The organism is Pedobacter chitinilyticus, assembly GCF_003313385.1.
Lineage (GTDB): Bacteria > Bacteroidota > Bacteroidia > Sphingobacteriales > Sphingobacteriaceae > Pedobacter > Pedobacter chitinilyticus.
In genome coordinates, this window is record NZ_QMHN01000004.1 from 270,057 (window position 1) to 285,199 (window position 15,143).

11 protein-coding genes are annotated in these 15,143 nt (G+C 40.2%); 4 read left to right on the forward strand and 7 right to left on the reverse strand.

Annotation, left to right across the window (positions count from 1 at the left end; translation table 11 throughout):
* Positions 1-45 precede the first annotated feature (45 nt).
* The 5 genes from DUT70_RS13940 to dapF form a co-directional block, all read right to left on the reverse strand.
* A complete protein-coding gene (locus DUT70_RS13940) occupies positions 46-1,455 on the reverse strand; it encodes an efflux transporter outer membrane subunit (RefSeq protein ID WP_113647956.1) in 1,410 nt (469 codons plus the stop codon).
* 14 nt (positions 1,456-1,469) lie between these two features.
* Positions 1,470-4,646, reverse strand: coding sequence for an efflux RND transporter permease subunit (locus tag DUT70_RS13945; protein ID WP_113647957.1), 3,177 nt, complete (start codon positions 4,644-4,646; stop codon positions 1,470-1,472).
* A gap of 129 nt (positions 4,647-4,775) precedes the next feature.
* Complete coding sequence (locus DUT70_RS13950; RefSeq protein WP_113647958.1) at positions 4,776-5,951, reverse strand: efflux RND transporter periplasmic adaptor subunit; 1,176 nt, start codon at positions 5,949-5,951, stop codon at positions 4,776-4,778.
* Positions 5,952-5,975: 24 nt separating this feature from the next.
* The gene (locus DUT70_RS13955) at positions 5,976-6,548 is read right to left on the reverse strand and encodes a TetR/AcrR family transcriptional regulator (RefSeq protein WP_113647959.1); all 573 of its coding nucleotides are present in this window, start codon (positions 6,546-6,548) and stop codon (positions 5,976-5,978) included.
* 157 nt (positions 6,549-6,705) lie between these two features.
* Entirely contained in the window at positions 6,706-7,494 is a 789-nt protein-coding gene (gene dapF, locus DUT70_RS13960) for a diaminopimelate epimerase (protein ID WP_113647960.1), read from the reverse strand.
* 236 nt (positions 7,495-7,730) lie between these two features.
* Here dapF and DUT70_RS13965 point away from each other — a divergent pair, with 236 nt between their 5' ends.
* The gene (locus DUT70_RS13965) at positions 7,731-9,284 is read left to right on the forward strand and encodes a trypsin-like peptidase domain-containing protein (RefSeq protein WP_113648168.1); all 1,554 of its coding nucleotides are present in this window, start codon (positions 7,731-7,733) and stop codon (positions 9,282-9,284) included.
* Between the two features lie 483 nt (positions 9,285-9,767).
* On the opposite strand, the gene DUT70_RS13970 is transcribed toward DUT70_RS13965, so the two are convergent.
* Positions 9,768-10,511, reverse strand: coding sequence for a DUF4197 domain-containing protein (locus DUT70_RS13970; protein WP_113647961.1), 744 nt, complete (start codon positions 10,509-10,511; stop codon positions 9,768-9,770).
* 28 nt (positions 10,512-10,539) lie between these two features.
* Entirely contained in the window at positions 10,540-12,447 is a 1,908-nt protein-coding gene (locus DUT70_RS13975; protein ID WP_113647962.1) for a vWA domain-containing protein, read from the reverse strand.
* A 173-nt stretch (positions 12,448-12,620) separates the two neighbouring features.
* Here DUT70_RS13975 and DUT70_RS13980 point away from each other — a divergent pair, with 173 nt between their 5' ends.
* Genes DUT70_RS13980 through DUT70_RS13990 form a run of 3 tightly spaced genes read left to right on the forward strand, consistent with a single transcriptional unit; the run spans position 12,621 to position 15,085 of the window.
* A complete protein-coding gene (locus tag DUT70_RS13980; RefSeq protein ID WP_113647963.1) occupies positions 12,621-13,199 on the forward strand; it encodes an RNA polymerase sigma factor in 579 nt (192 codons plus the stop codon).
* On the forward strand, positions 13,189-14,472 hold the full coding sequence (locus DUT70_RS13985) for a carboxypeptidase-like regulatory domain-containing protein (RefSeq protein WP_113647964.1): 1,284 nt from the start codon (positions 13,189-13,191) through the stop codon (positions 14,470-14,472). Before DUT70_RS13980 ends, DUT70_RS13985 begins: the two co-directional genes overlap by 11 nt.
* A 1-nt stretch (position 14,473) precedes the next feature.
* Entirely contained in the window at positions 14,474-15,085 is a 612-nt protein-coding gene (locus DUT70_RS13990; protein ID WP_113647965.1) for an FMN-binding negative transcriptional regulator, read from the forward strand.
* Positions 15,086-15,143 lie beyond the last annotated feature (58 nt).

The window sequence follows — 15,143 nt, forward strand, 5'->3', positions numbered from 1 at the left end:
TCCGAGCAAAACTCGAAGCTTAAATTATAATAGGTGTATTTGCGTTTACTCTTTCCAACCGCCACCAAGTGCACGGTACAAATTCACAATAGATTGTAGCTTTTGTAACCTGTCGTTAACGCCACTCAATTGTGCCGCTAATAAACTTTGCTCTGAAGTTAACACATCAGTGTAGTTGGTTGCAGAACTGTATTTTAGTAATTCCTTCGTATAGTCTACTGCTTTTTCCAACGAGGCAATTTGCTTTGCTCTTGAAGTTTCTTTTTCTACTGCAGCTTGATAAGCGTAAAGTGCGTTAGAAACTTCCGAACCAGCGTTCAACATAGTCTTTTGGAAAGTATAGAAAGATTCCTGTTGTGCGGCTTTGGCAGAGGTTAACCTCGCTTTATTTTGACCTCTATTAAAAATAGGTTGTGTTAAGCCTGCTGCAAAATTGTAAAAGATAGAGTTAGTGAAAAGGTTCTCTATGGTTAACGATGAAATACCGCCATTAGCTGTTAAAGTCAACTGTGGGTAGAAATAAGTTTTCGCCAAATTGGTATTTTCAAAAGCCACTTTGAAAGCAAACTCCGCTTGTTCTACATCGGGTCTGTTTTTAAGTAACAAAGAAGGAATACCTACTTTTAAATCCTTATAATCTTGCTGTGCTTCCAATGAACCCCTGGTTACCGTGCCAGGCCCTTTGCCTAAAAGAACATTCAAGGTATTCTCTGTTTCTCTGATGCTTCTTTTCAAGTCAGGAATGGTTACCTCAGCAGCATACCTATTGGCTTCACTTTGTACCACTGCGGCACCATTAACAATGCCTGCTTCTTTTAAAGATTTAATGGCCTCCACATTCTTGATGCGGCTTTCTAGCGTTTGCTGTGTGATTTTCAATTGTAAGTCAAGCGCTAACAAAGTGTAGTAGTTATTGGCAATAGAACTTACCAATTGCGTTTGTACAGCACGTTTTGCAGCATCTGTTTGTAAAAACGAAGCCACTGCCGAACGTTTTGCGCTCCCTAATTTGCCCCATACATCAATTTCCCAAGAAGCACTCAACTGCGCCCTATATAATTGGGTTTCGGTATTGATGTTAATTCCTGGAGGAAAGTTCAACGCTGCTCTTGATTGCTTGTTGTCTGCGGCCGAAAGGTCTGCGCTTAAACTAGGCAAAAATGCCGCTTTGCTCAATCTTAAATTTGCCTCTGCACTTTTCATGCGCTCAATGGCACTTTTAAGATCAAGGTTGTTTTCAACACCTTCCTTAATTAACGCTTGCAATTGCGGGTCGGTAAACAAAGTTGAGGTCGGTAAATCTGCCATACTGGTGGTGTCGGTGCTATTCGCATCTCTGTACAACCCCTCCGTTTTTAGCTCGGCAGGCCTCTCATATTTTTGAGTAACACAGGCCCCTAAACTTAAAAGTAGGGAACCTGTAATGAATATCGATATTTTTTGATTTCGTGTCATTTTGATAAGCTGAATTAGTCTTCAGGGTCTTTTATTTGTTCAAAATTCAGGTGAGTTTGTTGCTCCAACACGCTAGGGTCAAAAGGAGATTTGCTGCTCACTTTTTCTTGTAGGGTTTGGAAAACAATGAATAGTACTGGAATAACGAAAACCCCAAATATGGTTCCGAATAACATACCACCTACAGCGCCTGTACCAATAGAGTTGTTACCCGCGGCACCTACACCAAAAGATAACATCAAAGGTAAAATACCTAAGATAAAGGCAAATGAGGTCATCAGGATTGGTCTTAACCTTGCTGTTGCTCCCTCAAGTGCTGCTTGCATGATAGTCATTCCTTTTCTTCTTCGTTCTACGGCAAATTCCACAATCAAAATCGCGTTTTTGGCCAAAAGTCCAATTAACATGATTAAAGTAATTTGGGTGTAGATATTGTTATCGATACCAAAAATCTTATCGAAAATAAATACCCCCGCCAAACCAACTGGAAGCGATAAAATTACCGCCAATGGCAACACGTAACTTTCGTATTGCGCACAAAGAAGGAAGTAAACAAAGATCAAACACAATAAGAAGATAAATACCGTTTGGTTTCCACTAGATTGCTCTTCTCGTGATAAACCAGAGAACTCGTAACCATAACCTTGTGGCAATATCTTGGCTGCTTCTTCCTGTACCGCTTTTAAGGCATCACCAGAACTGTAGCCTGGTTTAGGGTTTCCTGTAACCGCAATAGAGGTATAAAGGTTAAACCTTGAAATAGCCTGTGGCCCGTAAACTCTTTCGGTAGAAATGAAACCTGTGATAGGCGCCATGGTACCGCTAGGCGTACGTACATATACTTTGTTCAAGCTTTCCAAGTTAGAGCGATATTGAGGGTCGGCTTGGTAAACTACCCTGTATTGCTTACCAAACTTATTAAAGTTAGAAGCATAAACACCACCGTAGTAACCTTGCATTACACTCATTACATCGTTTACGTTTAAGCCAGCCTGCTTAATTTTAGCCACGTTAGCCGTAATCAAATATTGCGGAAAGTTAGGGTTAAACGAAGTTGCCGCATATTGTATCTCTGGACGTTGATTTAGCGCTGCCAAAAACTGATTGGCAATTTGCGAGAAGTTATTGATGGTACCACCAGTTTTGTCCTGCAATTGGAATTCGAAACCACCACCAGTACCAAAACCTTGGATGGTTGGAGGAGCAAAAAAGATAATTTTAGCCTCTTTCATATTTGCTGTTTTGGCAAACAACTCTCCAATAATGGTTTTTACATCACGCTTACGTTCGTCCCAAGGTTTTAGACGGCTAATTACCATCCCATAAGAACTACCCGAACCACTAATCATGGCTCTACCTACTACTTTAAGTGTAAGTCTTACTTCTGGAACCGTTCTTACAATACTGTCAATTTTACTCACTACCTCATCCGTACGTTCTTGCGAAGTTCCTGGAGGCAGAGAAATATCAGACATGATAGCACCTAAATCTTCATTAGGTACAAATCCTTTTGGTGTGGTGTTAAAGGCCCAAACAAATGCCGCTACGAAAGCCAATAAACCTAAACCTGCAAGCCATTTTTTCTTCGATAAGAAATAAACCGAACCTTTGTATTTGCGGGTCATGGTTTCAAACGAAGTATTGAAAGCGGCATAAAAACGTTTCATAAAACCTTTTTTCTCCTCATGGTCATCTTTGTGCGGTTTAAGTAACAAAGCACATAATGCGGGACTTAAGGTTAAGGCATTAATGGCCGATAGGATAATGGAGATGGCCAGCGTTAAACCAAACTGTTTAAAGAATACACCTGATGAACCGCTGATAAAACTTACGGGAACAAACACCGCCGCCATTACCAAGGTAATAGAGATGATGGCACCAGTAATTTCATCCATCGCATCAAGGGTTGCTTTTCTGGCCGATTTATAGCCTTTGTCGAGCTTGGCATGCACGGCCTCCACGACCACAATCGCGTCATCCACCACAATACCGATGGCGAGCACGAGTGCGAAGAGGGTAAGCAAGTTAATGGTAAAGCCAAATAAACTTAGGAAGAAGAAGGTACCCACAATAGCTACTGGTACTGAAATGGCTGGAATTAAAGTAGATTTAAAATCTTGAAGGAAGATAAATACTACGATAAATACAAGGATAAATGCTTCTACCAAAGTGTGTAATACTTTCTCAATAGAGGCATCAAGGAAATCGTTAACGTTGGTTAAAACTTCATAATTAACACCTTTTGGGAAATCAGCTTTAGCGGTTTCCAATGCTTTTAAAGCACCGTCAATTACCTCTTTTGCATTTGAACCTGCTGTTTGGTTTACCGCAAAACCTAGGGCGGCTTTACCATTCAGTTTTACTGATGAAGCATAGCTCTGTGCACCCAGCTCAATACGGGCAATATCTTTCAGTTTTAAAATCTGACCATTATCGGCGGTTCTAATAATGATGTCTCCAAATTGAGTTTCATCTTTTAACCTCCCTGTGTATTTTAAGGTATATTGGAAAGATTGCTGTGCTTGTTCACCCAATTGACCTGGCGCTGCTTCAATGTTTTGGTCGGCTAAGGCTGCATTAATATCGCTAGGAACCAAACCATAGGCCGCCATTACATCTGGTTTTAACCACAAACGCATGGTGTAAATTGATTGGCCAAAGGCGTTTACGTCACCTACACCAGTTACCCTTTTAATTTGAGGAATGACGTTGATTTCGGCATAGTTCTGCAAGAATTTTTGGTCATAAGCAGGGTCATCGCTGTACAAACCAAAAATCAATACGTTACTGGATTGTCTTTTGGCAGTAATTACACCCGCACGGGTTACCTCGGCAGGTAGCAAGCTGGTGGCACGTGCCACACGGTTTTGTACGTTTACCGCTGCCAAATCTGGATTGGTACCCAATTTAAAGTTAACGGTAATGGTTGCCGAGCCATCGTTACCAGCAGAAGAAGTCATGTAGGTCATGTCTTCCACACCGTTAATTTGCTCTTCCAGCGGAACCACTACACTACTCATAACTACGTCGGCATTGGCACCTTGGTAGGAGGCAGAAACTTGCACCGTTGGTGGTGCAATTTCTGGATATTGCGAAATCGGCAACGTTACAATACCTAAAACCCCTAAAATTAAAATAATGATAGAGACTACGGTAGAAAGTACGGGCCTTTCGATAAATTTCTTAAACATACTATCGATTTACGATTTTAAGATTTATGATTAGACTGCGTCATTTCGAACGCAGAGAGAAATCTAGCAGGTTGAATAATTAATGTCGTTAGATTTCTCCTCGTTCCTCGTCGAAATGGCGGAAATTAGTTACTTGTTTTTCGCTTCTGCAAATACAGAGTCAGCGGGCTTAGGCGTAGGTTTTACTTTATCTCCATCTTTTAGAGAAGCAAAACCTTCTAGTATGAACTTATCTCCAGCTTTTAAGCCTTTAGTTACTACATAGTAATTACCTTTAGTTAATTCCATAATCTCGATATTGGTGCTTTTTACACCACCAGTGTCGTTAACCAAGTAAACAAACTTCTTACCTTGGATATCCGTAGTTGATTTTTGCGGAACCAACAAGGCATTTTGTAAGTGTTGTGGAATACGAACAGAAGCACTAGAGCCCGAGCGCAGCAAACCATTTGGGTTAGGGAAAGTTGCTCTTAAGCTAGATGAACCTGTTTGCGTATTGATTTGTCCGCTGATGGTTTCAATTTTACCTAGTTCAGGATAAATAGAGCCATCTGCTAATACCAAAGTTACGGCTGGAATTTGCTTGATTTTGTCTTCCAAGGTGCGGCCTTTGGTATCTCTAGAAATTTGTAGCAATTGTTTTTCGTTCAATGAAAAGTATGCATAAACTTTACTGATACTTGAAACCGTAGTTAAGGCTTGTTGACTAGTACTGCTCACCAAAGCACCAACTTTGTAAGGAATGGTTCCAATGACACCATTTACAGGACTGTTGACTACGGTATAGCCTAAATTAACCTTGGCGTTAACCAACGCTGCTTTAGCTTGTGCCAATGCTGCTTTTCTAGAGGTTAGGGTTAGGGCTGCGTTTTCTAAGTCAAACTTGCTGATGATGTCTTTTTCTACCAACGGCTTGGTTTTGTTGTACTGTAGCTGTGCGGCGTTTACGTCAGCTTCAGCACTTCTAATCGCAGCTTCGGCAGTTCTAACTGCCTGCTCATATTGTGGCGCATTAATTTTAAATAACGGCTGGCCCAACTTTACTGTGGCGCCTTCATCTACATATATCTTTTCGATGAAGCCATCAATTTTTGGTCTGATATCTACATTTTGCTGTCCTTCCAAGGTAGCTGGATAGTCGCTCTCTAAAGTAGTATTGAGGGCATTAATTTCCACCACTGGGTAGGCTTGCGGACCCGTAGGTTTACCCGCTGCAGCTTTAGGGTCTTTACCACCTGAACCGCATGATGCTATAAATAGGCTTGTAATGCCCATTAGCGAGAATAAAAGTGAGGATTGTTTCATTATATGTTGAGAATTGAAGGTTTTTTAATTAAAAATTTTTTCTAAAATCAATTGTTTTCTTTCGGCAATAAGTGTTTTGTATTTTTCCTTGGAGATGTCTAGCAGCTTCTGGTAAAGCGGCGTCATAATTACTGGGAAGGACATTAACGCGAAAAGGTCAAAGACGAAATGTATCGGGTCTCCTTTTTTGAGGGTGCCTTTTTCCATCTCTTCTGCAATTTCTTTAAGAAAATGGGCTAGGGCAGCACTTTTTTTCTTTTCCTTAAGGGCAAAGTTTTTACTGCATATTTCGGTAATGAGGAACGACTCCCGATAAGGGTATTTCAGTAGTTCCTTCATGTAAACATCTATAAAAATATTTAATTTTTCTTTGAACGGGATTTTGTCATACAGAACCTTGTCCAATTGTGATTTCAAACTTTCTACTGCTTCGCGATACACCGTTTGAAAAAGTAAATCCCTTGAACGGAAATAATAATTAATGAGCGAACGGTTCACGCCTGCTGCGTCGGCAATTTCTTGCGTAGTTGCATGCAGGTATCCTTTGTTAAAGAATAGGTCCTTTGCTGTTTGTTTAATGAGTTCTTCTTTGTTCAAGACTGACGATTAACTTTTGTGTTTAACAATTTTGTTAACAAAAGTAGATTCAGAATGCCTTTTAAAAGTCAGGGAAATCTCATTTAATCATTTGATTAAATTTTGTTACAAACGATAGAGGGTTGCATTATGATGTAGATTGTCGTTTGAGAAAGGCTTATAATTGGTCTATCTCCCCTACAAAAACTCTTTCGGCTGGGCCGCATAAAAATACGTCAGTAAATTTTTGGCCATCGTAATTAAAGTTAATTTGTAGATCGCCGCCTAATACTTTAATAGGTGTTTCAATTTTACCTACCTGATTTTGTTTTTTGGCCATGGCCATGGCTACTGCAGTAACGCCTGTTCCGCAAGCATAGGTTTCGTCTTCTACGCCACGCTCAAAAGTGCGCACAAATAAGTGATTGGGTTTTTGCTCTATAAAATTGACGTTAATGCCATCGCGTTGGTAGGTTTGGTTGTTACGAATGTTGTAGCCCTCGGTATAAACATCCATTTGCTCCAAGCTGCTCACTTCTTTTACGTAATGTGGTGAGCCTGTGTTCAGTACAAACGCTTCCCCATCTTGCTGAATATCGTCTACGTCAATCATTTGTAGTTCCACCCAGTTGCCTTCTGCTGAAATTTTGGCATAATGTGCGCCATCTACTGCCAAAAAATTAGTTTCACTGTCAATCACGCCCAAGTGCTTTGCAAATGCCACGATACACCTGCCTCCATTGCCGCACATACTGCCCAAATTGCCATCAGCGTTGTAGTAAACCATTTCAAAATCATAGTCTGGATGGCTTAAAAGAAACATCAAACCATCGGCCCCAATACCAAATCTACGATCGCAAAGTTTGGCTACAAGCTTTGTATCAATGTTTTTCAGCGCACTTTCTCTGTGATCAATCAATACAAAATCGTTTCCAGCACCTTGGTATTTATAGAACTTAATTTTCATTATGAAATACAATAAATTTGTAACAATCGTTAGGTAAAAAACGTCAACATACTGTTGTAATGGCTTTTAACATTTTTTAACATGTCTTTAGACGTGATTATGATACAAATATCGTTCATATGGTATTAAATTTGAAATGTATTTCAAGTATTAATACACAACATGCAATAACCTTGGAATCGTTGTAGATTTGTCGAGAACGGTTTCAGACCTAAAAAGTATAAATAATTATGCAAATGAAAAAAATAGGATTGATTGTAGTGGCTGCCTCTTTCTTAGGCGGTGCATTAGCAATTGGCGCCTATAAATTATTAGAGCGCCCAAGTGACCATTCAACATTGGCCGATAAGCAGAATACCATGTTTGCCAGTAATGTGGTAAGAGCATCTTCTGCTGGGGCTCCTGATTTTGTGCAGGCTGCGGCGATGGTATCTCCAGCGGTAGTACACATTAAAACAACCTACGAAAATAAATCGAGCAGGGGCAATGGTGGTGGAATGGAAGATATGTTTGAACAGTTTTTTGGTTTTGGCGGTGGCATGCAACGAGGCCCACGTCAACCACAAGCAGCTTCAGGTTCTGGAGTAATTTTAACGCCAGATGGATATATCGTAACCAACAACCATGTAGTGGATAAGGCTGATAAAATTGAAGTGATTTTAGCTAACAGGCGCAAAGTAACTGCAAAAGTTATTGGTAAAGATGCCAACACAGATTTAGCTTTAATTAAAGTAGATGCAAATGATTTGCCTTATGTGAAAATGGGTAATTCAGACAATGTACAGGTAGGTGAGTGGGTTTTAGCAGTAGGCTTCCCTCTTGATTTACAAACTACGGTAACTGCTGGTATTGTAAGTGCCAAGGCTCGTAACATTGGTATCTTAAACCGTGAAAGCGGAATGATGACCGAAGAGGAGTATGATGAATACAGAAGAACGGGACAAAAACCAACACGTACCAATAACTCTATCGAATCTTTTATCCAAACTGATGCTGCCATTAACCCTGGTAATAGCGGTGGCGCTTTGGTGAATGCCAATGGAGAGTTAGTGGGTATCAATGCCGCTATCGCTTCTCAAACGGGTAGAAACGAAGGTTATGGTTTTGCTATTCCAGTAAACCTAGCGAAGAAAATTTTAGAAGATTTCAAGAAATTCGGTTCGGTAAAACGTGGTTATATCGGCGTTAACTTTGTAGCCTTAGATGCTGATGTAGCTGAAGAACTTAAAGTAAAAGAAAACACTGGTTTATATGTGAGCGATGTAATGCCTAACGGTGCAGCAGCAGCAGCAGGTATTAAACAAGGTGATATCATTAAAAAAGTAGAAGGTTTAGCCATCTATGATTCTCCAGATTTGCAAGAACGCATTGGCCGTATGAGCCCTGGTGATAAGGTAGCTTTAACGGTTTTAAAAGCAGATGGTACTACTAAAAATGTGAATGTGACCTTAAAAGGTGAAAGCTCTGTTGCTTTAGCCGCCACTAAATCTGATAATAAAAATACTGGTGCTAGCATCAGCAAATTAGGTGCAAGCTTTGCTCCGGCATCGGATGCTTTGAAAGCTAAATACGGTGTGAAAAATGGTGTAGTGGTAACTAGTGTAGCTCCTGGTCAACTGTTTGACTACTGGGGTGTTAAAAAAGGCCTAGTCATTACTAAAGTAAATGGTATAGCAGTAAGTAGTGCAGCAGATATTGAGAAGGCGTTGCCAACTTCTAGAGATGGTAGAACTACCATTTCGGGAGTGAGTGAAGAGGGTGCTGTTACTTTCTCGTTCAACGGAAACTAATCACAACACATAGATGATTTTGTTAGAGGATACTCGTAATGGGTATCCTCTTTTTTTCCATAGCATTTTGTCAAGCTGAGCTTATGGAAGGTCTATTTCTGAATGCTGTAAATCCTTCGGCAACTTGTCCCGATTATTTGAGAAGCCCAGGATGACATAAGCGGCTACATGCGATTTGCCTTTGCGTTCTTTACGAATTCTTAAAAAATCTTTGCGGTGATAAAAATTAACGCGAAGGGAAAAAGAGTTACGCGAAGAACGCAAAGAAGGGTTAGCTTTTCAAGCAGTTAAAAGATATAAAAACAAAAAAGCACCCAAAATACTGGATGCTTTTTCTATATAGTTAACCTATTTATGCTGTGCCTGCCCTACGTGGATAGCCCACTCACAGGACTTTTTTATCTACTTTGTTTTCGTATAACAAGCTAGCAAAAAATTGGTTTTGTTTTGTCAAGATTTTATTAACAAATCAACAAATGTGTATTATTTCTTAGCATCGGCGTAACCAAATACCTTTTGTAAGAGGCCTGTAGAACGGGCGTTCACGTTATCTCTAATTTTCAATTCTTCCTGTGCTACCTGAACAAACATGCCTTCAATGGCTTTTTCGGTTACGTAGCTGGTTAAATTGGTGTTTACTGGTTTTACCAAAGGAATTTTATTATAGGCAGAAGCAGCATCAGTCCAATATTTGGTAGCGCCAACCTTGCTTAAACTATTGGCAATTACTGGTGAAAATTTTTCCGTCAATTGGGCAGTGGTTACTCTTTTGAAATACTGCGTTGCCGCGTCTTTAGTGTTACCTAATAAAATGTTGGTCGCATCGGCAATGGTCATTTGCTTAATGGCATTCACAAAAATGGGTTTAGCTTCCTTTGCGGCATCTTCGGCGGCACGGTTCAAACTCAAAATTACATTATCAGCTAATGAATTTAAGCCTAAGCTACGCAAACCTTTTTCTACTTTTTGGGCTTCAGTAGGAAACAAGATTTTGATGGCCATGTTACCAAAAAAGCCATCTTTAGCCGATAGTTTATCTGCTCCAGCAGAGGTGCCTATTTCTAGTGCCTGTTTTAAGGCATTTCCTATTTCTAAACTGGTGGGCGTGCCCGTCGCACCAGTAGCCACTTTGTTTAAAATGTTGCCTAGTTTACCTTGGCTTTGCGCATCGCAACTGTTTAAAGCTAACGCTGATGCGGTGAGTAGGAATAATCCGATTTTTTTCATTTAAATGCTAATTAAACAGAGGTAGTGATTACTTATCACTACCTACCTTAGCAAAATTACGTAAATCTTTTGCCATTAATTGCGCACTCTTTGCCAATTTAATATATTCTGCTCGGTAACCTTCTTTATCTGTACCTTTTGCCCCTTCAGCTAAGGCAATGGTTTGTTCAAAACTGCATTCCTGTACAAAATCTGATTGACGTAACAACATGCCTAGCATGGCTACAGAAGCCGAAAACCTAAAATTATCACTGGTTTTGCTAAGCTTATCTTGGTATTTGTCTAACACTGCCTGTTGCAATAATTTACTTTTATTCCCGTCAGGGTCTTTGTAGCGAAGTTTAACCGTTAACATCTCATGAGCGTAATTAGAGGATGAGGAGTTCTTCTGATATTTGAGATCATCGGTTTTTTTAATGAACTTGCTTTCTACCCCAACTGGAATAATTTCATAAAGAGCAGTAACGGTATGGCCAGCGCCCATTTCACCTGCATCTTTTTGGTCATCATTAAAATCTTCATTATTTAGTAAGCGATTTTCGTAACCAATTAAACGGTAGGCTTGTACTTTTTTGGGATTAAATTCAATCTGCAATTTCACATCTTTAGCTACGGTAAAAAGTGTTCCGCCAAATTCATTAATCAATACCTTTCTCGCTTCGTTGATATTGTCGATATAAGCATAATTGCCATTGCCTTTGTTGGCCAGCACTTCCATTTTACTATCCTTATAGTTGCCCATGCCAAAGCCCAATACCGTTAAAAACACACCACTTTTGCGTTTTTCCTCAATAAGCGTCTGCATGTCGGCATCACTGCTAGAGCCAACGTTGAAATCGCCATCAGTGGCTAAAATAATTCTGTTGTTGCCACCTTTGATAAAATTATCGGCAGCCACTTTGTAAGCCAGATTAATGCCTGCACCACCAGCTGTAGAACCACCAGCACTTAATTTATTCAAGGCATCTTTAATGGCTTGTTTGTCTTCGCCAGAGGTAGAAGGCAGCACCAAGCCCGAGTTGCCTGCATAAACCACAATGGCCACTTTGTCCTGTTCGCGTAAGTTATCCGTAAGTAGACGTAGGGAGCTAACTAATAATGGTAATTTGTTGGGAGATTCCATAGAACCTGAAACATCTATCAGGAAAACCAAGTTTGAGGCTGGTAAATGTTGATTGGGAATGGTTTTGGCTTGAAGACCAATATGCACCAATCGGTGTTGCGGGTTCCAAGGGGCGGTGCCAATTTCGGTAACAATGTTTACGGGGTCACTGCCTTTAGGTTGTTCATATTCATAGTCGAAATAGTTGATCATTTCTTCAATCCTAACCGCATCTTTTGGAGGTAAATTGCCTGTATTGATGAACCTGCGAATGTTGCTATAAGAAGCTGCATCCACATCTATGGAAAAGGTAGAAAGTGGGTCATCGCCAGCTTTCTTAAAAGCATTTTCGGTAATGTGGGCATAGTTTTCGGTGTTTTGTGGAAGAGGGTAGTATTTCTCTTTGCGATTTTGAATAACACTTATTCCCGCTACACTACCATTTAGCGCTGGTGAAGAAATGTACGTAGATGAAGCAGTGATTGACGTTTTGGCTTGTACACCGTAACCCACTACAGCAACTTCATTTAAGGCTTTGATGTCTTCTTCTAATTTAATGTCGATAACATTCTGTTTACCCAATTTAATGTTTTGAGTTTTAAAGCCAAGGTAGCTGATGAGCAAATATGTATCCGTATTTGGAGCTTTTAAACTGTACTTTCCGTTGGCATTGGTAGCTACACTGGTTTTACTGGGCATGCTTTGAACCTTTACATTGGGTAAAGCTAATCCGTCTGCAGCGCTGGTTATCGTTCCAGTGATTTGTTTGTTAGGTGTTTTTTCGTATCCCAAAAATAGCATCAGGATAATAATAGGAGTTAGTAGGGTTTTCATATCAAATTACTTACAGGTGAATAATTGGGTAGTTAAAAAGCTCGTCTTTCTTCCCTATTGCTTTCGCGCTTTCGAACTTTGGGTTAAAAGCTAGATGTGCAATGACATAATTTTCCATACCCTTCTCGAAAAATATTTTTATACTTGAAAGAAATTTAGGCATTACTACGCGTTTGAGGTTTATTAAGAATACATCTAGGATTGAAGAGCAAGACGATTTGTCGCTGGTTGCTGCTTATCAAAAAAGTGGCGATTTAGAGGTATTGGGTGAGCTTTATAACAAGTATATGCATTTGGTGTATGGTGTTTGCTTCAACTATTTTAAAGATGAGGAGCCAAGTAAAGATGCCGTAATGCAAATTTTTGAAGAATTGGTTTCGAAACTGCGCATTCATCAAGTGCAAAATTTTAAAAGTTGGCTGCATGTGCTTACCCGCAACCATTGTTTAATGGCCTTACGGAAGTCGTCTAGAAACCCGACGGTAACCATGGAAGATAATTTTGTGGAAAACAGTGACTTTGTGCATCTAGATATCGACGACACAAAAGAAACACAGTTAACCATCATGGAAAAATGCATGGAAACCCTTTCGGAAGAACAACGAAGAAGCGTAGATTTATTCTATCTTCAAGAAAAATGCTATAAAGAAGTTGCCGATATTACGGGATATGATATGTTGAAAGTGAAAAGCTATATCCAAAATGGTAAACGGAATTTGAAAATTTGTATAGAGAAAAACAGTGGGCAATAACGAATGGTTAGATATTGAAATATTGGACGACTACCTTGAGGGGAAGTTGGATGCCAGTATGATGCATAAGGTAGAGCGTATTTCGCTTGAAGACCCCTTTGTTGCCCAGGCTTTAGCTGGTTTAACGGAGGCCAAAAAGCGTACCCAAACTCTTTCTATCTTACAAAGGCAATTGCAGGAGCGTGTAGCCGAAAAACCTGTAGAACGCAAAATGTGGCGCATGGCCTCGCACCGTTTAAGTATTGCGGCAACTGCTGCGGTATTGTTTTTAACGGTGAGCGTATTGTTTTGGATGCGCGAAAACCAACGTCAGCAACAAGCAGAACTTGCAGCCAATAAGGCAAAAAATGTAGAAATTGATTTGAAACCACAGGTAGCTGCGGCAGTGCCGTCTGTTGACAGTACAGCCGCTCCAGTGGCGGCTACTGCAGTAGATAAAAAGAAAGTGGAGCAAGCATTGGACAAAACCTTAAATAAAGGTAGCCAAGCCATTGCAAGTAATCGTTCAAAGAATGTGGTAGCTGCTTCTTCACAAGCCCCTGTTTTGTTAGATAAACAACCTGCAGCGGCCAGTTTTAAACGTGAACATGCCGAAAGTCCAATGTCTGTAGTGGGGACGGTTAAATCTGTTCCAGCGCCACCCGTGCAAGCTTTAGAAAGTAGAGCAGAGGGTGTTCAGCCACAAACCAGTTATGCGACAGTGAGGGGCAAAGTGTATGATTATTTAGGGAGACCTATTCCTGGTGCAAATGTGAAAATGGTGGGTGAAGATGCAAGGGCAATTACCAATAGTAGTGGCGAATTTGTATTGTCTACGGAAAAGAAGGTAGATAAAGTTTCTTTAGAAGTGGCATCGCTTGGCTACGACAGGAAAAGTATAGAGGCTAAAGCCAATGAAAAACTGAATATCCGTTTAGAGGAAAGTACTAATGCTTTAAATGAGGTGGCGATAGTAAGTTATGGCGAGGCAAAAAAGAAAGCTGCGGTTACTGCAAAAAATGTTGCTGACGAAGTAATTATTGGTGTTCCAGAGATTGGCTGGAAAGCTTATAGCGATTACTTGCAAAAAAATAATAAGCTATACGCTGATGGCACTAAAACGGTAGTGCTTGGCTTTAAGATTTTGGCTGATGGCACTCCGAGTGATGTGAAAGTTGTAAAATCAGAAGGAAAGGCAATGGATGACGAAGCTATTAGGTTGCTAAAAGATGGCGGGAAGTGGAAATTGCCTACAGGCAGAATAACTCAAACATCGATAAGTATCAAGTTTTAGGATGTATAAGGTTGGTCACTTTTTAGAGAAGGATACAGCGAAGCTTATTCCTTTCATTCAGGCTCATCCATTTGCGGTGCTGATTGGTGCAAATAACCATATTCCTTCTGCCGCTCAAATTCCGCTTCAGGTAAAAATTGTTGGTGATGAAATTAAATTGATTGGTCATGTAATGAGGAAGACTGATCATCATTTGGCTTTTGCTGCTAATGAAAACGTATTGGCATTATTTCAAGGAGCTCATGCTTATGTGAGTGCATCGGTTTATGAGAATCCCGCCTCGGCTTCTACTTGGAATTATAGCAGTGTGCAAGTTAGAGGTACAATTAAGTTGTTGGATGAAGCTGGCACTAGAAAGGCTATCGAAGATTTGACCAATCAGTACGAAAAAGAACATAGTCCCGCGGCGTTTCACCAGATGTCTGAAGAATATATTGCTCATCATTTAAAGGCAATTGTTGGCGTTGAAATTACAGTAACGGAGTTGGAAGGTGTTTTTAAATTGAGCCAAAATCATTCAGAAGCCAATAAAGAAAAAATTATCGATTACTTGTTGGAAAGTGATGACGTGCAAGCGCATGAGGTTGCTGAGCAGATGAGAAAAGGAAATTGATAATTGGAATGGGATTATTCCTGCGGAGGTTTAGTCTTTCCCGCTGATAACGGTGATT

What these genes read in the sequence shown, in the direction of transcription:
- DUT70_RS13940 (WP_113647956.1), bottom strand. Translation starts at nt 1,455, where the DNA reads ATGACACGAAATCAAAAAATATCGATATTCATTACAGGTTCCCTACTT.
- DUT70_RS13945 (WP_113647957.1), bottom strand. Translation starts at nt 4,646, where the DNA reads ATGTTTAAGAAATTTATCGAAAGGCCCGTACTTTCTACCGTAGTCTCT.
- DUT70_RS13950 (WP_113647958.1), bottom strand. Translation starts at nt 5,951, where the DNA reads ATGAAACAATCCTCACTTTTATTCTCGCTAATGGGCATTACAAGCCTA.
- dapF (WP_113647960.1), bottom strand. Translation starts at nt 7,494, where the DNA reads ATGAAAATTAAGTTCTATAAATACCAAGGTGCTGGAAACGATTTTGTA.
- DUT70_RS13965 (WP_113648168.1), top strand. Translation starts at nt 7,731, where the DNA reads ATGAAAAAAATAGGATTGATTGTAGTGGCTGCCTCTTTCTTAGGCGGT.
- DUT70_RS13970 (WP_113647961.1), bottom strand. Translation starts at nt 10,511, where the DNA reads ATGAAAAAAATCGGATTATTCCTACTCACCGCATCAGCGTTAGCTTTA.
- DUT70_RS13975 (WP_113647962.1), bottom strand. Translation starts at nt 12,447, where the DNA reads ATGAAAACCCTACTAACTCCTATTATTATCCTGATGCTATTTTTGGGA.
- DUT70_RS13990 (WP_113647965.1), top strand. Translation starts at nt 14,474, where the DNA reads ATGTATAAGGTTGGTCACTTTTTAGAGAAGGATACAGCGAAGCTTATT.